Source organism: Variovorax sp. YR266 (assembly GCF_900107295.1).
Classification (GTDB): domain Bacteria; phylum Pseudomonadota; class Gammaproteobacteria; order Burkholderiales; family Burkholderiaceae_C; genus Variovorax.
Genome location: NZ_FNPM01000018.1, coordinates 78,103 through 93,995 on the forward strand (window position 1 = coordinate 78,103; position 15,893 = coordinate 93,995).

Sequence of the window (15,893 nt, forward strand, 5' to 3'; positions counted from 1 at the left end):
AATCGTGTTTTGTGCATTCTTTTCGACCACGCGGCATAGCGTCATCAGTGATAACCCTTTGTGCGTGAAATCATGTTTTATGCACAATCCATTATTCATGCATTCAAACAAAGCCATGCTCCAACAGAATCCGGAACCCGTCGACGTGGCGATCATCGGCTTCGGCCCCGTCGGCGCAACGCTCGCCGCGCTGCTCGGCCAACGCGGCTTGCGCGTCGCGGTCTTCGACAAGTCGCAGCAGATCTACCCGCTGCCGCGCGCCTTCGCGCTCGACCACGAAGCACTGCGCGTGTTCCAGGAGATCGGCATCGCTGGCACGCTGGCGCCGCACATGACGCCCTACCGCCCGACGATCTACCAGGGCAGCGACGGCGAACCCATCCAGCACTTCGACATGGGGCCGTCGCCCTACCCGCTCGCGTGGGCGCCGTCGTACACCTTCAACCAGCCGGCGCTGGAAGCCTCGCTGCGCCAGGCGGTCAGCAAGCTCCCCGGCGTGTCGATCCATCTCGGGCACGAGGTGCTGCAGCTGAGCCAGTCGCAGACCCATGCGCAGCTCGGCATTCGCAGGCCCGACGGCACGCAGGCACAACTGCGCGCTCGCTACGTCGTGGGCTGCGACGGCGGCACCAGCCCCACGCGCAAGCAGATGGGCCTGACGCTCAAGAGCCTCGACTTCGACGAGCCCTGGATCGTGGTCGACATGCATGTCGACGAAGACAAGCTCGACCGGCTGCCCGCCACCAACGTCCAGTACTGCCACCCGTCACGGCCTTGCACCTACGTCGTGGGTCCGGGCACCCACCGGCGCTGGGAGTTCCTGCTGCTTGCCGACGAGGCCGAGCAGCGCGAGATGCCGCACGAGGCCATCTGGCAGCTGCTCGCCCCCTGGCTCACGCCCGCTGACGCACGCATCTGGCGCGCGGCGGCCTACCGCTTTCATGCGGTGGTGCTCGAGCGATGGCGCAACGGCCGTGTGCTGCTGGCGGGCGACAGCGCGCACCAGATGCCTCCCTTCCTGGCCCAGGGCATGTGCCAGGGCTTGCGCGATGCCGTCAATCTCGCCTGGAAGCTTCAATGGGTGCTCGAGGAGCGCGCCCCCGAAAGCCTGCTGGACAGCTATGGCGACGAGCGTGGACCCCAGGTGGAGGACGTGACGGCGACCGTCAAGCGGCTGGGCCAGATCATCTGCGAACGCGACCCGGTGCGCGCCGCCGAACGCGACCTTCGCCTGCGCGCACAGCAAGGCGGACAGGTGCGGATGCAACTGCGCCAGAGCCTGCTGCCCGGCGTGCACCACGGACTGATCGAACGCGACGAGTTGCCCGCGGGCACGCCCTTTCCTCAGGCCATGGGATGCATCGAGCCCGGCGTTGCGCCGCAAATGATGGACGACCTGCTGCAGCCCGGCTTTCTGCTGGTGCTGCGCCGTGCGCCCGATCCGGCGGAGCTTCGGGCGTTGAAGACATCGGCGGCGAGCCTCGGCGCGCAGCTGCTGTGCATCGATGCCGCGACGACGGCGCCGGGCGTGGTGAAGCTGGCCGAAGCCGACGGCATTCTGGCCGCATGGTTCGAACGCCATGGATGCGAGGCCGCACTGGTGAGGCCGGATCACCTGGTCTATGGCGTGGCATGCAGCGTCGAGGACGCCGGGGTCCTGATGCAACGAGCTTCCCGGGACATCGGCATCCAGCCTCCAATTCGAGCGAATCCGAAAACTCCCACTGCCCGGAGCGCAACATGAGCGAAGCCACCTCTTCCCCGTCCCGCGACACTGAACGCCTGTTGCTCGATCTCGAAGCACAGCGATGCAACGCCATGAAGCGCGCAGACTTCGCGCGCCTGCGCGAGATTCTTCATCCAGACCTTGTTCACGTTCACGCCAAGGGCCAGACCGACAGCTACGAGAGCTACTTCCGCTCGGGCGGCACACACGTCGACTACAGGCAGATCGACCGCTCGGAACTGAAGGTCCAGGTACTGGGCAGCACAGCCCTCATGACGGGTCGGCAGTTGCTTGTGGCCGTGCGCAAGGACGGCAGCGGCACCGTGCGCATCGACTCGCGCGTGATGCAGGTCTGGGCCCAGGAGGGTGATCGCTGGCGGCAGTTGGCGTTTCAGACGACGCCGCTGGAGATGAGCATCTCGTGATTGACGAGGGCCCGATCAACCGGCATCAATACTTCGAGAGGCGTGCGCCGAGAGAGTAGCTGGGCTGTTTCCACTTCGGCCGCTGGCTGACGAGAACCGGGTCTTCAAGATCTGCGCAGCAGGCTCAGCATCAAACCGGCGCGTAGGCGCCTGTGCCTCCAGGCCAGGGCGTAAGCACCTCATAGCCTTCGGACGTTACAGCCACCATGTGCTCCCACTGGGCGGACAGAGACCGATCCTTCGTCACCACCGTCCATCCGTCAGGCAATTGCCTGGTTTCGCGCTTGCCTGCGTTGAGCATCGGTTCGATGGTGAAAACCATCCCCGGCTCCAGCCTGAGCCCTCCCCCGCGCTGCCCATAGTGCAGCACCTGCGGCTCATCGTGGTAGATCTGGCCGATGCCGTGCCCGCAGTATTCGCGCACCACGCTGAATTGCTCCCGGTGGGCAACCGACTGGATGGCATGGCCAACATCGCCCAGAGTCGCTCCGGGCTTGACCTGCCGGATTCCGGCCAGCATTGCTTCGTACGTCGCCTCCACAAGGCGCCGAGCCAACACACTGGGAGCTCCGACGAAGTACATGCGACTTGTGTCGCCGAACCAGCCGTCCTTGATGACGGCGACATCGATGTTGACGATGTCGCCCTTCTTCAGAATCTTGTCGGCCGAGGGGATGCCGTGGCAAACCACCTGGTTGACGGAAGTGAGAACGGTCTTCGGATACCCCTGATACCCCACGTTCGCTGGAATGGCGCCCTGGACATTCACGATGTGGTCGTGGCAGATCCGGTCGAGCGTCTCCGTGCTCACCCCCGGCACGACGTAGGGCTCGATCATGGCTAGAACCTCTGCGGCAAGCCTGCCGGCACGCCGTGACATTTCGAGCTCCTCGGCGGACTTGATGGGAACGCCGTGAGCCATCAGTGTTTTCCGCTCGAGGACGCGCGGGGCTTGCCGGGTTGAGTCGTGACAGCCGCAGCGATGTCCAGCCCCCCCGCGAGTTCAGCCTGTATCAACAGTTGGCAGACTTCCCGGTAGTCCAGCTCCGGGTGCATCTCGGTCAGCATGCCGACCCGCATCCAGTGCTCTGCCTGTGCATTGATGGACCTGCTGAGAGCGTTCCCCGCCACTCGCAGGTTCTCGTGCATCAAGTCCGAAATTTTTACGATGCCCATCGGCGACCTCTATATGAAACGTATATGAATTATATACGTCTCGTATGGCCCTGCAATTGATCGAGCACAGCACCACCCAGCGCCGGCATCTCGAGCAGACGTATGAATGGAGCGATACCTGAACTCTTAAACTCTCCCGGCTCGCCAAACAGACAACAACCGAGGAGAGAGAACTTGCGTATTCAAACCGCCCGCCTGACGGCCGGCGTGCTGCTCGCGTGCGCCGCTTTCGTGGCGCACAACACCGCTCACGCCGCATCGCCAACCACCCCGTCCACCACTGCCCCCGCTTCGACCGCCAGTTCACTGGAAGCCGAACAGGACGCCGCATTCAAGGCCGCCAAGGCCGTGCAGAAAGCCGGCCCCGCCGACATCGTGCTGCGCGACCAGGCCCACCTGCAGCTGCCTGCCGGCTACGTGTGGGTGCCGACGCCCGCGGCCGCGCAGTTGATGCGCAGCATGGGCAACCGCACCGACGACACCTTCGTCGGCGTAGTCTTCCCCGCCGACGACGCCGACTGGATGGCCGTCGTGAAGTTCGTCAAGGAGGGCTACATCAAGGACGACGACGCGAAGGACTGGAACGCCGACGACCTGCTCAAGAGCCTGAAGGAGGGCACCGAGGCCGCCAACGAGGAGCGCGCCAAGCGCGGCATTCCCGCCATCGAGGTCACGGGCTGGGCGCAGAAGCCGCAGTACGAGGCTGCGTCGCACCGCCTCGTGTGGTCGGCCCTGTCCCAGCGCAAGGGCAGCACCGACGGCAACCAGGGCGTCAACTACAACACCTACGCGCTGGGCCGCGAGGGCTACCTGAGCCTGAACCTCATCACCAACGCGAAGGACCTCGACAAGTACAAGCCCGACGCGAGCAAGCTGCTCGGCGCGATCCAGTACGACGACGGCAAGAAGTACGCAGACTTCAACTCCTCGACCGACAAGGTCGCCGCCTATGGCCTGGCCGCGCTGGTGGCAGGCGTGGCAGTGAAGAAGCTGGGCCTCTTCGCCATCGCCCTGGCCTTCCTGGCCAAATTCGCCAAGCTGGCCGTGGTGGCGGGCGGCGCGGCGCTCTGGGGCATCGCGAAGCTGTTCAAGCGCAACAGCAACTAGCAAACAGCAGCCTCGTGCGGACGAGCCTCCGCACGAGGCGCTGCACGCCGCACCGGAACAGCACGCGAACCGGGCGATTCAATGTGCGAAAAATCAGAACAATGCTGACGGAATATTGATCCACAGCGATTGGTTCCCAGGGCTAATCTCGCAACGATCCGACCAACACAGGATCGTTCATGCCCCCCCACCTGAAACTCGCCTTCGCCCACTCCGCACGCTTTGCCGCACGGGCTGCGGCCGCGCTCGCCGCCCTGGTCCTCCTGCTGTCTGCCACCGTGGCGCAGGCCCAGAACAAGCCGCTGAAGCCCGTGACCATCGCGCTGGGCACCCAGGTCGTCAACGTCACCTACCCCTGGCTGACGCTGCCCATCGCGCTGGGCTACTGGAAGGACGAGGGCTACGACGTGAAGATCGTCACCACCGGAGGCTCGCTGCAGGGCATCCAGCAGATGGTGGCCGGCGGCGTCGATTTCGCGCAGATCAACTCCACCGGGCTGATCCAGGCCAACACCGAGAACAACGTCGCCGTGCGCGGGCTCATGGGCACGGGCGTGATCGACTGGGGCGTGGGCGTGCCGCAGGACAGCCCCGTGAAGACGGTGGCGGACCTCAAGGGCAAGAAAATCGGCATCTTCAGCCTGGGCACGGGTGGCATGCCGCTGCTCAAGGGCTACCTGCGCGCCAACGGCGTCAACCCCGACACCGACGTGCAGATCATTGCCACCGGTGCCGGCGCGCCGGCGCTGGAGGCGATGCGCGCTGGCCGCGTGCAGGCGCTGATGTTCTGGGGCTCCGCGCTCACCGGCTTCCAGAACGCGGGCGCGAACATGCGCATATTGTTCGATCCGACGTGGCGCTCGCTGCCCGACTTCACCTTCGCCACGATGCAGAAGACCATCGACGCCGACCCGGCCATGGTCGAGGCCATCGCGCGCGGCGCGGCCAAGGCGACGCTGTTCGCACAGACCGATCCCGAGTGCGCCCGCCAGATCCACTGGAAGCACTTTCCCGGCGCCAAGCCCACGGGTGCTGACGAGGCCACGCTCGCCAAGTGGGACCTTGCGCTCCTGCAGACGCAACTCCAGACGATGGCCGACGCACAGACCATGAACGGCGGCAAGCTGATCGGCTCGATGAGCCCGGCCGCCTACGGCCGAATGCAGGACGCGATGCTCAAGGACGGCCTGATCAAGCGCACGCTGCCGCCCGAGTCGATGCTCTACCTGAAACCCGGCTTCGTCGAGGCCATCAACCGCTTCGACCGCAACGCCGTCATCGAGGCCGCCAAGGCCTGCAAGGGGCTGTGACATGACGCCCGAACAATTCGTCGCGGGCCTGCCCAAGGCCGAACTGCACATGCACATCGAAGGCTCGATCGAGCCCGAGCTTTTCCTGCGGCTGGCCCGGCGCAACGGCGTGGACATCCGCTGGCAGACGGAAGAAGAGCTGCGCGCCGCCTACCGCTTCACCGACCTGCAGGACTTTCTGAACCTGTACTACGACGGCTGCCGTGTGCTCGTCCAGCCGCAGGACTTCCACGACGTGACGCGCGACTACCTGCGCCGCGCGCATGCCGACCGCGTGCTGCATGCGGAAATGTTCCTGGGCGTGCAAGGCCACACCAGCCGCGCAGTGCCGCTGGCCGTGGTGATGGAAGGCGTGCTCGGCGCCATGGCAGCCGCGCAGGCCGAAGACGGCATCAGCTCGGGCCTGATCGTCGTCGTGCAGCGCCACCGCAGCGAAGACGAGGCGCTCACCCTTCTCGACGACCTGCGCCCCTGGTACGACCGGCTGCTGGGCTTCGGCCTTGGCGGTGCGGAGGTGGGCAACCCGCCCTCGAAGTTCGCCGAGTTCTTCCGCCGCTGCCGCGAACGCGGCTTCAAGGTGGTGGCGCATGCGGGCGAGGAAGGCCCGGCCGCCTATGTGCGCGAAGCGATCGAACTGCTGCAGGTGCAGCGCCTGGACCATGGCAACGCCTGTCTCGACGACCCTGCGCTCGTCGCACAACTCGCGCAGCAGCGCATTCCGCTCACGGTGTACCCGCTGTCCAACCTCAAGCTGCAGCTGGTGCCTTCGATGGCCGCGCACCCGCTGCGCAGGCTCATGGACGCAGGCCTGTGCGTGACCGTCAACTCGGACGACCCCTCCTACTTCGGCGGCTACGTCAACGACAACTACCTCGCGTGCCAACAGGCGCTCGGCCTCGGGCGCGACGACATGGTGAGCCTGGCGCGCAACAGCTTCGAGGCTGCCTTCATCACGCAGCAGCAGCGCTCCGCCGCGCTTCGCGCCATCGATGCATGGGTGGCCCACGGCGCGGGGCAGGCACCGGCATGAACGCAATCGTTCAATTTCCGCCGAGACGGACGACGCTGCAGGAAGCATCGGGCGCCGTACCGGCGTTCCGCTTCGAAGGCCTGCACAAGACCTTCCGATCTAAGGATGGCGCGGATGTGGTCGCGCTGCACGACGTGAGCTTCAGCGTCGAACGCGGCGAGTTCGTCACTGTGGTCGGCCCGAGCGGCTGCGGCAAGAGCACCTTGCTGCGCATCCTGGCCGGCCTCGAGCGCGCGAGCCGCGGCACGGTCGAGCTCGGCGGGCGGCGCCACACCGGGCCGAGCCGCGATGTGGGCGTGGTGTTCCAGGCGCCCGTGCTGCTGCCGTGGCGCAACATCCTCGACAACGTGCTGGTGCCCGCGCAGATCCAGGGACGCGACCCCAAGGTCGCGCGCGAACGTGCCCTCCACTACCTGCATCTGGTGGGGCTGGCCGGCTTCGAGACCAAGTACCCCGGCGAACTCTCCGGCGGCATGCAGCAGCGCGTGGGCATTGCGCGGGCGCTGGTCAACGACCCGATGCTGCTGCTGATGGACGAGCCCTTCGGCGCGCTCGATGCCATGACGCGCGAGACCATGAACGTCGAGCTGCTGAAGCTGCGCGAACGCACCGGCGCCACGATCATGCTCGTGACGCACAGCATTCCGGAAGCCGTGTTCCTCGGCGACCGCGTGATCGTCATGTCGCCGCGGCCCGGGCGCGTCACGAAGGTCATCGACGTCGACCTGCCAGCCGCCCGCACGCTGGAGCTCATCAACACCGAGAGATTCGGCAGCCATGTCCGCGACATCCGGACCAACCTGAACGCCAGTGGAGGGCTCGACGGATGAGCACCGCGAACACCGAGAACATCGACTTCGAGCCGCCCGCGCCGTGGCTCACCCCCGCACGGCGCAAGGCGCTGATCGTGGCCGTCTTCGTGGCCGTGATTGCCGCATGGCAGCTCGTGGTGAGCGCGCTGGGCATCTCGCACCTGATCTTCCCGGGGCCCGCGGGCGTGGCCCGCTCCATCTATGACGTCTTCCAGTCGGGCGAGGTGTGGCCGCACCTGTGGGTGACGCTCTACGAGATTCTTGCGGGCTTCGCGCTCGGCGCGTTCGCGGGTTTCCTGCTCGGCGCGCTGATCGGCCAGAGCGCGCTGCTCGAACTGGTGCTCTACCCGTACGTTGTCGCGTTCCAGACCGTGCCCAAGGTGGCCGTGGCGCCGCTGTTCGTGCTGTGGTTCGGCTTCGACACAACGTCGAAGGTCGTGATCACCGCGACCATCGTGTTCTTTCCGGTGCTCGCCAACACGATCGTGGGGCTTCGCTCGGCGCCCAGGGATCAGATCGACCTGATGCGCGCATTCACGGCGTCTTCCTGGCATGTGTTCCGCATGGTCCGGCTGCCGCACGCGCTGCCGTATGTGTTCGCGGGGCTGGACATCGGCATCGTGCTGGCCGTGATCGGCGCGATCGTGGGCGAGTTCGTTGGCGCCCAGGCCGGGCTGGGCTATCTCATCCTGCAGCGCAACTTCTCGATGGACGCGGCGGGCATGTTCGCGATCCTCATCGTTCTCTCGGCCATCGGCATCGTGCTGCACGGCCTGATGAAGGCGATTGCGCGGCGCGTGGTGTTCTGGGCGGACGCGTTCACCGACCTGTCTCGCGGCACATGAAGCAACAACACAACCCCTACAAAGGAGCAACGCAATGATCCAAGACGAACAGAAGCTCGAGGCACCCCGCAGGGCCTCCGCGCAGGAAATGCCGATTCTCGACCTGGGCCCGTGGCTGGCCGGCGGCCCGATCGGGCCGGTGGTCGAGCAGTTCAAGGCCGCATGCACCAACACCGGTTTCTTCTATGTCAGGAACCACGGGGTGCCGCAGGCCGTGATCGACACCGTGTTCGACGCCACCCGCCGCTACATGTCGCTGCCGATGGAGGAGCGACTGAAAGACCGCATCGACGAGCGCTTCCGGCGCGGCTTCATGCCCATGGGCGTCACGCAGCATCCGGGCCACAAGCCGGACCTGAAGGAGAGCTACGAACTCGGCATGGACCTGCCGCTGACGGACCCCGACGTGGCAAACGGGCGGCCGCTGCACGGTCCCAACCGCTGGCCCGCCGACAAGCCCTGGCTCGAGCCCGCGGCCATGGCGTACTTCAACGCCACCATCGAGCTCGGCCGCAATCTGCTGAAGATCTTCGCCTCGGCCGTCGGCAAGGACGAAGGCTTCTTCCTGCAGTACGCCACCAAGCCGATGGTGCAGTCGCGGCTCTTTCACTACCCGCCGCAGGAGTCGTTCACCAACCTGGAACTCGGTGCCGCCGCGCACACCGACTACGGCATGCTGACCGTGCTGGCGCAAGACCCTATCGGCGGCCTCGAACTGTGCACACGCGGTGGGGAATGGGTGGCCGCGCCCTACGTTGAAGGAACGCTGGTCATCAACCTGGGCGACCTGGTGAAGGTGTGGACCAACGACGTCTACGTGTCCAACAGGCACCGCGTCGCGAACCGCACGGGCAAGGAGCGCTACTCGATTCCCACATTCTTCAACCTCGACTACGACACGCCCGTGGCCTGCCTGCCCGAGTTCGCGCCCGGCGAAGGCGAGCCCAGCCATGCGCCCATCAAGTCGGGCGACTACCTGGTGCGACGGTTCGCGGCCGTGCAGAAGTACAGGACGCCTGCGGAGTTGGCCGCGGGGTAAGGCTTCAGGGCCTCAAGCGGCGGGGCGGCCCTGTTCGGCACGCTGCTCCGCCTCTTCCAGCGCAACCGTGAGTTCCGAGAGAAATGCAGCCACCGGTATCGGCAGGCTGCGGCCCTTGTGTACGCACAGCGCCAGGCGCTGCGGCCTGGCGCGCGGGTCTTTCAGCGGCACATAGGAGCCGGCCCTGGGACGCCCGAACGGGTCTTCCAGCGGCGTGGTCGTGAACGTGAGGCACATGCCCTCTGCCGCCACGTTGCGCATGAGCTCGTAAGAGTTGGTCTCCAGCGCGATGCGCGGCCGGATCTTCGCCTTCGCGAGCATCTCGTCGTACTGCTGCTTGGCCCACAGCGACGAGTCGAGCGACGACAGGCTGTACTCGGCGCAATCCGAAAGCCGCAGCGACTTGTAGCCCTCGAGCGGATGCCCGGTGGGCACCAGCACGTAGAGCGGCAGCAACCGCGTATAGACCATCGAAAGATCCTGGAACGCGATGTCCCCGAAGGTGAAGCAGGCGTCGAGGTCGTCTTCGAGCAGCATCTCCGCCAGCGTGGGACTGCCGCTGACCTTCACGCTGAACGAGATGCCCGGGTAGCGCTTGGCAAAGCCGGAGAAGAACTGCGGCATGAAGTCGCGCGTCAACGATTCGGGCATGCCGAAATTGACGTGGCCCCGCTTGAGGCCCTGCAATGCCTCGATCTCGGAATGCAGCCGCCCGGACTCCTTGACGACGTTCTTGTGATAGCGCATCAAGATCTCGCCGGCCGCCGTGAGCTTGACCTTGCCGCGCCCCTGGCGCCGCTCCAGCAAAGGTGCGCCCAGTGAGTCCTCGAGCATGGCGAGTTGCCTGCTGATGGCGGATGCCGCGACGTACAGGTTCTCGGAAGCCGCCCTGATCGAACCGGTGCGAACGACTTCGGCGAAGTACCGAAGCGAGGTCGTGGAGACAAGACTCAAGAAGAAACTCCGTGGGCTGGGCGCAAAGCAAGAGCGCCGCGGAGATTCTTGCACGCATCCCGCCCGCCTGGCGCGGCGAATGCGATGCAGGCGCCGTGCCTCAGCGACCGGTGAAGCGCGGCGCACGCTTGGCTACGAACGCCGCCACGCCCTCGCGCGCATCGGCGCTGCCGGCACGTTCGCGCAGCAGCTTCTGCTCCAGCGCCAGGTGCTCATCGAAAGGCCGGCCCGGCACACCGGCGCACAGGGTCTTGATTGCCGCGAACGATCCGCTCGCGCCATGGACGAGCCGCGTGACGAGTGCTTCGGCGGCGGCTGCGAGTTCGGCATCCGCGTAGAGCGCATCGACGGCGCCCCACGCCAGGCAGCGCTGGCTGTCGACGGCATCGCTCAGCATCAGCAATTGCTGCGCACGCACGGGCCCCACGCGACGCGCGAGGAAGTACGAGGCGCCCGCATCCGGCGACAGCCCGATGGCCGCGTAGCCCGTGCGCAGCTTCATCGATTCGGCGGCGAGCACGAAGTCGCCGCACAGCGCGAGCCCCACGCCGGCGCCGCCCACCGCTCCGTTCACCGCCACGACCAGCGGCGCCGGGTTGTTCGACAGGCGCAGCAATGCCGGATGCAGGCTGTCCAGCATCTCGCTCACCAGCTCGGGCAACGCCTCGCCGGCCGCCACGAATTCATCGATGGCGCCGCCGGCGCAGAACACCCTGCCCTCGCCGGTCAGCAGGATGACGCGCGGCTTCTGCGCCAGCACTTCGTCGATGGCCCGCACCAGCGCGCGCCCGTTCGCCAAGCCAAGGGCATTCGCGCGCTCGGGCCGCTTCAGCACGATGCGGCCGATGCCCTCCTCCACGTCCCAGGCAATGCCTTCGCTGATGTTCATGCTCAGACCCCCGTGAGCCCGCCGGTGCACATCAGCGTCTGCCCGCTCACGTAGTCGGACTCGGGCACGCACAGCAAGTACACCGCGCCTGCGGCTTCTTCAGGCGTGCCGCCGCGTCCCAGCGGAATGGACTGCTCCATCATCGCCAGCAGCCCCGGGTTGATGCCCACCTTGATCTCGCGGCCCTCGATGTTCGCGGTGGTGGCCTCGGCGGTGCTCGCGGTCAGCCGCGTCTGGATGAAGCCGAAGGCCACGCAGTTGACGGTGACGTTCATGCGGCCCCACTCCTTGGCCAGTGTCTGCGTCATGCCGACGATGCCGGCCTTGGCCGCCGAATAGTTGGCCTGCCCCGCGTTGCCGAACAGCCCCGCCACCGACGAGATGTTGACCACCTTGCGCACAACGCGCCGGCCCGCCTCGGTCTCGGACTTCGACAGCGCGCGGATCACCGGCTGCGCTGCGCGCAGGATGCGGAACGGTGCCGTGAGGTGCACGTCGATCATGGCGTACCACTGCTCATCGGTCATCTTCTGCACCACGCTGTCCCAGGTGTAGCCGGCGTTGTTGACGATGATGTCGAGGCCCTTGAATTCGTTCACCGCCGTGCCGACGAAGCGCTCGGCAAAGTCCGGTGCGGCCACGCTGCCGACGCACGCCACCGCTTCTCCGCCGGCAGCACGGATGGCCTGTACGGTCTCTTCAGCCGGCCCGGCATCGAGGTCGTTGACGACGATGCGCGCACCTTCGGATGCGAGCTTGAGCGCGATGGCCTGGCCGATGCCACGACCCGAACCTGTGATGAGGGCGACCTTGCCGTCGAGCTTGAGTGTCATGTCTCTGTTCTTTCTTCGGTTGATGTCAGCGCAGCGCGACGAGCGCCTCGCCCGCAATGCGCGTCTGCCCATACTGGTTGGCGCTGAGCACCTCGACGCGCACGCAGCGCTCGCCGTTGTGCTCGAGCTTCTCGACCACGCGCCCACTGCACTGCACCGCATGCCCCAGGTGCGTGATGCCCTGGAAGCGCACGTCGAAGCGCCGAAGCTGCGATTGCGGCGCCCACTGCGTGAGCAGGCGCCCGAGCCAGGCCATTCCCAGCATGCCCTGCGCGAACACGTCGGGCATGCCGGCCTTGCGCGCGAAATCGGTGTCGATGTGAATGGGGTTGTGGTCCCCCGAGGCGCCGGCGAACAGCGCGAGCGTGGTGCGGTTCACAGGCGGTAGCTGCAGCGAAGGCAGCTCGTCGCCGATGTTCACGGCGTCGTAGGTCAGGGCATTCATCGGTGCGGGCTCCTTCAGTGGCGGCAGACGATCACCGTGCGCAGCTCGGCCACCAGTTCGTCGCGCTGGTTGGTGGCGCGCGATGTCTTGATGACGAATTCGAGCGCACCGTTCTTCTTGTCGTAGATGTCGGTGATGGTGGAGCGCACCGTCACCGTGTCGCCCACGCAGGTCGGCCGGTGATAGCTGAAGCCCTGCTCGCCGTGCAGCAGCTTCGACAGCGGAATCTGCAGGTCGGCCAGCAACCTGTCGGACGCACCCGAGTCGAGCTCGGCCGCGAACAGGAAGGTCGGCGGTGCGGGCAGGTCGGGGTAGCCGGCATCGCGCGCGGCGGCGGCATCGGTGTAGACGGGGTCGGTCTCGCCGATGGCCTTGGCGAAGAATTGCAGGCGACTGCGCTCGATGGGCAGCACCGAAGACGGCAGCTCGTGGCCGATCCATTTCTTGTCGATCATCGGGTGGCCTTTCTCAGACGCGCTCGTAGAGCGTCACCACGCAGGCGCCGCCCAGCCCGAGGTTGTGCTGCAGCGCCATCCGCGCGCCCTCGACCTGCCGTTTGTCGGCTGTGCCTCGAAGCTGCTGGACCAGCTCCGTGCATTGCGCCAGCCCCGTGGCCCCGAGCGGATGCCCCTTCGACAGCAGCCCGCCCGACGGATTGGTCACCACCTTGCCGCCATAGGTGTTTTCGCCATCGACCACGAACTTCTCGGCGCCGCCCACCGGGCACAGGCCCAGCGCCTCGTAGCTGATGAGTTCGTTGTGCGCGAAGCAGTCGTGCAGCTCGACCACGTCCACGTCTTGCGGGCCGACGCCGGCCGCGTCATACACCTTCTGCGCGGCCTCCTGCGCCATGCTGAAGCCGACCACCTCGCGCATGTCGCGGCTCTCGAAGGTGATGGGCCGGTCGGTGGTCATGGCCTGCGCCTTGATACGCACGCTGCGGTCCAGCCCGTGGCGTTCGGCAAAGCGGGCCGAGCACACGATGGCCGCGGCTGCGCCGCAGGTGGGCGGGCAGGCCATCAGCCGCGTCATCACGCCGGGCCACATGACGGGCGCGGCCATCACTTCATCTTCGGTGACGACGGTGCGGAACAGCGCCACCGGGTTGTTCGACGCATGGCGGCTGGCCTTGGCGCGGATCTTCGCGAAGGTCGACATCTGCGTGCCGTACTGCTGCATGTGCGCGAGCCCTGCACCGCCGAAGTAGCGCAGCGCGAGCGGCACCTGCTCGTTGCCGACCAGCTCGTCGGTGATGCTTTCGAAATGGTCGAAGGGGCTGGGCCGGTCGTTGAACACCGCGCCGAGCGCGCCGGGGCTCATGTGCTCGAAGCCGAGCGCCAGCACGCAGTCGGCGGCACCGCTGGCCACGGCCTGGCGCGCGAGGAACAGCGCGGTCGAGCCGGTGGAGCAGTTGTTGTTGACGTTGACGACCGGAATGCCCGTCATGCCCACTTCATACAGTGCGCGCTGCCCGGCGGTGGAGTCGCCGTACACGTAGCCCACGTAGGCCTGCTGCACCAGCTCGTAGCCGATGCCGGCGTCTTTCAGCGCCGCATTCGTGGCATGGGCGGCCATCTGCGGATAGGGCTGGTTCGCGCCCGGCTTGGTGAACGGGATCATGCCGACCCCGACGACATAGACGTCCTGACTCATGAGAGGCTCCTTGGAGGTTCGAATAAGAAAACAGACAGGCTCAGGCTACGCCTCGCTGGCGGTCTTGCCAAAAGGGTTCGCGCAGCTTTGTCTTCAGCACCTTGCCGGCGCCCGACAGCGGCAGCGCGTCGAGAATGGCCACGCTGCGCGGGCACTTGTAGTTGGCAATCAGCGTCTTGCAGTGCGCGATCAGCTCCTCGGGCTTGATTGCCTGCCCCGGCTTGAGCACCAGCGCGGCATGCACCGCCTCGCCCCACTCCTCGCTCGGGATGCCGATGACGGCGCAGGCTGCCACCGCGGGATGCTGGTTGATGGCGTTCTCTACCTCGGCCGAATAGACGTTCTCGCCGCCGCTGATGATCATGTCCTTCAGCCGGTCGACCACGAAGATGAAGCCGTCGTCGTCCATGTAGGCGCCGTCGCCGGTATGCATCCAGCCGTCGCACAGCGCGGCGGCCGTCTGCTCGGGCTTGTTCCAGTAGCCCTGCATCACGTTGGGGCCGCGCACGGCCACTTCGCCGACGGTGCCGCGCGGCACCTCCTTGTCGTCGGCATCGACCACGCGCACTTCCATGCACACGGCAGCGCGGCCCGCCGAGCGCAGCTTGCCGTGCTTGCGGCCTTCGGCCGTGTGGAAGTACGCGGGGTTGAGCGTGGCGATGGGCGACAGCTCGGTCATGCCGTAGGCCTGCACGAACCCGACACCCGGAAAGGCCTCCATCGCGCGGTTCAGCACGGCTTCGGAGATTGGCGAGGCACCGTAGGTGATGTTCTTCAGGCTGCTCAGGTCGCGCGGCTCCCGCATGGCGGGGTGGTCCACCAGCATCTGGATCATGGTGGGCACCAGCAGCAGGCTGGTGACGTGGTCGCGCTCGATGGCGTTGAGCACGCCCTCGGGCGTGAACATCGGAATGATCGCGTGCGTGTTGCCCGCAAACCAGTGCGGCGTGGCCAGGCCCATGTCAGCCAGGTGGAACATCGGCGCGGCATGCAGGTAGCAGCCGCCCGCCGGGGCCAGCCCTTCTGCCTGCGCCGCGAGCGCCGAGCTGCAGATGTTGGTGTGGCTCAGCATCACGCCCTTGGGGAAACCGGTGGTACCGCCGGTGTAGAAGATGCCGGCCAGGTCTTCGCCGCGGCGCACGGCATCGGGCACCGGCTGGGCGGCGTCGATCAGGCCTTCATAGCTGTGCATGCCGGGCGGCACCGGGCCGTCACCGCAGTAGACGACTTCGCGCAGGCTCTTCGATTGGCCGCGCATCTGCTCGACCACCGGCCGGAAGGTCTCGTCGACCAGCAGGATGCTGGATCCCGAGTCTTCCAACGAGTAAAGAATCTCGGCAGCCGACCAGCGGATGTTGCAGGGGTTGAGTACCCCGCCGCCCCAGGGTACGGCCATCTGGTATTCGAGATAGCGGTCGGAGTTGAGCGACAGCATGGCAACGCGGTCGCCCGCCTGCATGCCCAGCCGCTGCAGCGCACCGGCCAGGCGTGCGACCCGTTCGGCAAAGTCGCGGAAGCTCCGTGCACGGCCGGCAAAGCGCACGGCAATGGCATCGGGGCGCTGCTGCACGGCCCGGTGAAGGCCCTGGGTGAGGTACATGGGTTTGTCTCCGTCTCGTTCTTGTGTAGCCGCATGGTAGAAATCCGGC

General features: G+C 66.5%; 17 protein-coding genes. 8 read left to right on the forward strand and 9 right to left on the reverse strand.

The genetic code is table 11. The annotated features are described in order from the left end of the window. Nucleotides 1-115: 115 nt before the first annotated feature. Entirely contained in the window at nucleotides 116-1,744 is a 1,629-nt protein-coding gene (locus tag BLW48_RS31450) for a bifunctional 3-(3-hydroxy-phenyl)propionate/3-hydroxycinnamic acid hydroxylase (protein ID WP_177142475.1), read from the forward strand. Continuing rightward, entirely contained in the window at nucleotides 1,741-2,151 is a 411-nt protein-coding gene (locus BLW48_RS31455; protein WP_093179534.1) for a nuclear transport factor 2 family protein, read from the forward strand. Before BLW48_RS31450 ends, BLW48_RS31455 begins: the two co-directional genes overlap by 4 nt. Nucleotides 2,152-2,281: 130 nt before the next feature. Here the strand turns inward: BLW48_RS31455 and map are convergent, their stop codons facing one another. Further along, the gene (map, locus tag BLW48_RS31460) at nucleotides 2,282-3,073 is read right to left on the reverse strand and encodes a type I methionyl aminopeptidase (RefSeq protein WP_093179536.1); all 792 of its coding nucleotides are present in this window, start codon (nucleotides 3,071-3,073) and stop codon (nucleotides 2,282-2,284) included. After that, nucleotides 3,073-3,327, reverse strand: a complete 255-nt coding sequence (locus BLW48_RS31465) for a ParD-like family protein (protein ID WP_093080223.1) — start codon at nucleotides 3,325-3,327, stop codon at nucleotides 3,073-3,075. The genes map and BLW48_RS31465 overlap by 1 nt, the downstream gene beginning before the upstream one ends. Before the next feature lie 174 nt (nucleotides 3,328-3,501). Here BLW48_RS31465 and BLW48_RS31470 point away from each other — a divergent pair, with 174 nt between their 5' ends. From BLW48_RS31470 to BLW48_RS31495, 6 genes are all read left to right on the forward strand, one after another. Further along, the gene (locus BLW48_RS31470) at nucleotides 3,502-4,434 is read left to right on the forward strand and encodes a DUF2167 domain-containing protein (protein ID WP_093050667.1); all 933 of its coding nucleotides are present in this window, start codon (nucleotides 3,502-3,504) and stop codon (nucleotides 4,432-4,434) included. A gap of 179 nt (nucleotides 4,435-4,613) precedes the next feature. Further along, the gene (locus BLW48_RS31475; RefSeq protein ID WP_256331032.1) at nucleotides 4,614-5,744 is read left to right on the forward strand and encodes an ABC transporter substrate-binding protein; all 1,131 of its coding nucleotides are present in this window, start codon (nucleotides 4,614-4,616) and stop codon (nucleotides 5,742-5,744) included. Nucleotide 5,745: 1 nt separating this feature from the next. Further along, nucleotides 5,746-6,774: an adenosine deaminase gene (locus BLW48_RS31480; protein ID WP_093179537.1), complete on the forward strand. Its 1,029-nt coding sequence runs from the start codon at nucleotides 5,746-5,748 to the stop codon at nucleotides 6,772-6,774. Next, nucleotides 6,771-7,604: an ABC transporter ATP-binding protein gene (locus BLW48_RS31485; protein ID WP_093051796.1), complete on the forward strand. Its 834-nt coding sequence runs from the start codon at nucleotides 6,771-6,773 to the stop codon at nucleotides 7,602-7,604. The genes BLW48_RS31480 and BLW48_RS31485 overlap by 4 nt, the downstream gene beginning before the upstream one ends. After that, a complete protein-coding gene (locus BLW48_RS31490) occupies nucleotides 7,601-8,431 on the forward strand; it encodes an ABC transporter permease (RefSeq protein ID WP_093050673.1) in 831 nt (276 codons plus the stop codon). Before BLW48_RS31485 ends, BLW48_RS31490 begins: the two co-directional genes overlap by 4 nt. A 34-nt stretch (nucleotides 8,432-8,465) precedes the next feature. Continuing rightward, complete coding sequence (locus BLW48_RS31495; protein ID WP_093050676.1) at nucleotides 8,466-9,470, forward strand: isopenicillin N synthase family dioxygenase; 1,005 nt, start codon at nucleotides 8,466-8,468, stop codon at nucleotides 9,468-9,470. A 12-nt stretch (nucleotides 9,471-9,482) separates the two neighbouring features. On the opposite strand, the gene BLW48_RS31500 is transcribed toward BLW48_RS31495, so the two are convergent. The 7 genes from BLW48_RS31500 to BLW48_RS31530 form a co-directional block, all read right to left on the reverse strand. Next, entirely contained in the window at nucleotides 9,483-10,424 is a 942-nt protein-coding gene (locus BLW48_RS31500; protein WP_176928711.1) for a LysR family transcriptional regulator, read from the reverse strand. Nucleotides 10,425-10,524: 100 nt separating this feature from the next. Further along, nucleotides 10,525-11,313 carry an enoyl-CoA hydratase-related protein gene (locus BLW48_RS31505; protein WP_093179541.1) on the reverse strand — a complete coding sequence of 263 codons (789 nt, stop codon included), beginning with the start codon at nucleotides 11,311-11,313 and terminating at the stop codon, nucleotides 10,525-10,527. A 2-nt stretch (nucleotides 11,314-11,315) separates the two neighbouring features. Beyond that, a complete protein-coding gene (locus BLW48_RS31510; protein WP_093179542.1) occupies nucleotides 11,316-12,146 on the reverse strand; it encodes an SDR family NAD(P)-dependent oxidoreductase in 831 nt (276 codons plus the stop codon). 25 nt (nucleotides 12,147-12,171) lie between these two features. Next, a complete protein-coding gene (locus BLW48_RS31515; protein ID WP_093179544.1) occupies nucleotides 12,172-12,591 on the reverse strand; it encodes a MaoC family dehydratase in 420 nt (139 codons plus the stop codon). A 14-nt stretch (nucleotides 12,592-12,605) separates the two neighbouring features. After that, entirely contained in the window at nucleotides 12,606-13,046 is a 441-nt protein-coding gene (locus BLW48_RS31520) for a MaoC family dehydratase N-terminal domain-containing protein (RefSeq protein WP_093179545.1), read from the reverse strand. A gap of 13 nt (nucleotides 13,047-13,059) precedes the next feature. Further along, nucleotides 13,060-14,244 (reverse strand): lipid-transfer protein, encoded by a 1,185-nt coding sequence (locus BLW48_RS31525; protein WP_093179547.1) that lies wholly within the window; start codon nucleotides 14,242-14,244, stop codon nucleotides 13,060-13,062. A gap of 40 nt (nucleotides 14,245-14,284) precedes the next feature. After that, entirely contained in the window at nucleotides 14,285-15,844 is a 1,560-nt protein-coding gene (locus BLW48_RS31530) for a long-chain-fatty-acid--CoA ligase (protein ID WP_093179549.1), read from the reverse strand. Between the last annotated feature and the right edge of the window lie 49 nt (nucleotides 15,845-15,893).

Excerpts from the sequence above, each read along its gene's own strand:
- BLW48_RS31530 (WP_093179549.1), bottom strand. The coding sequence starts at position 15,844 with ATGTACCTCACCCAGGGCCTTCACCGGGCCGTGCAGCAGCGCCCCGAT.
- BLW48_RS31450 (WP_177142475.1), top strand. The coding sequence starts at position 116 with ATGCTCCAACAGAATCCGGAACCCGTCGACGTGGCGATCATCGGCTTC.
- BLW48_RS31485 (WP_093051796.1), top strand. The coding sequence starts at position 6,771 with ATGAACGCAATCGTTCAATTTCCGCCGAGACGGACGACGCTGCAGGAA.
- BLW48_RS31525 (WP_093179547.1), bottom strand. The coding sequence starts at position 14,244 with ATGAGTCAGGACGTCTATGTCGTCGGGGTCGGCATGATCCCGTTCACC.
- map (WP_093179536.1), bottom strand. The coding sequence starts at position 3,073 with ATGGCTCACGGCGTTCCCATCAAGTCCGCCGAGGAGCTCGAAATGTCA.
- BLW48_RS31520 (WP_093179545.1), bottom strand. The coding sequence starts at position 13,046 with ATGATCGACAAGAAATGGATCGGCCACGAGCTGCCGTCTTCGGTGCTG.
- BLW48_RS31480 (WP_093179537.1), top strand. The coding sequence starts at position 5,746 with ATGACGCCCGAACAATTCGTCGCGGGCCTGCCCAAGGCCGAACTGCAC.
- BLW48_RS31505 (WP_093179541.1), bottom strand. The coding sequence starts at position 11,313 with ATGAACATCAGCGAAGGCATTGCCTGGGACGTGGAGGAGGGCATCGGC.
- BLW48_RS31515 (WP_093179544.1), bottom strand. The coding sequence starts at position 12,591 with ATGAATGCCCTGACCTACGACGCCGTGAACATCGGCGACGAGCTGCCT.
- BLW48_RS31490 (WP_093050673.1), top strand. The coding sequence starts at position 7,601 with ATGAGCACCGCGAACACCGAGAACATCGACTTCGAGCCGCCCGCGCCG.
- BLW48_RS31475 (WP_256331032.1), top strand. The coding sequence starts at position 4,614 with ATGCCCCCCCACCTGAAACTCGCCTTCGCCCACTCCGCACGCTTTGCC.
- BLW48_RS31495 (WP_093050676.1), top strand. The coding sequence starts at position 8,466 with ATGATCCAAGACGAACAGAAGCTCGAGGCACCCCGCAGGGCCTCCGCG.
- BLW48_RS31510 (WP_093179542.1), bottom strand. The coding sequence starts at position 12,146 with ATGACACTCAAGCTCGACGGCAAGGTCGCCCTCATCACAGGTTCGGGT.
- BLW48_RS31455 (WP_093179534.1), top strand. The coding sequence starts at position 1,741 with ATGAGCGAAGCCACCTCTTCCCCGTCCCGCGACACTGAACGCCTGTTG.
- BLW48_RS31465 (WP_093080223.1), bottom strand. The coding sequence starts at position 3,327 with ATGGGCATCGTAAAAATTTCGGACTTGATGCACGAGAACCTGCGAGTG.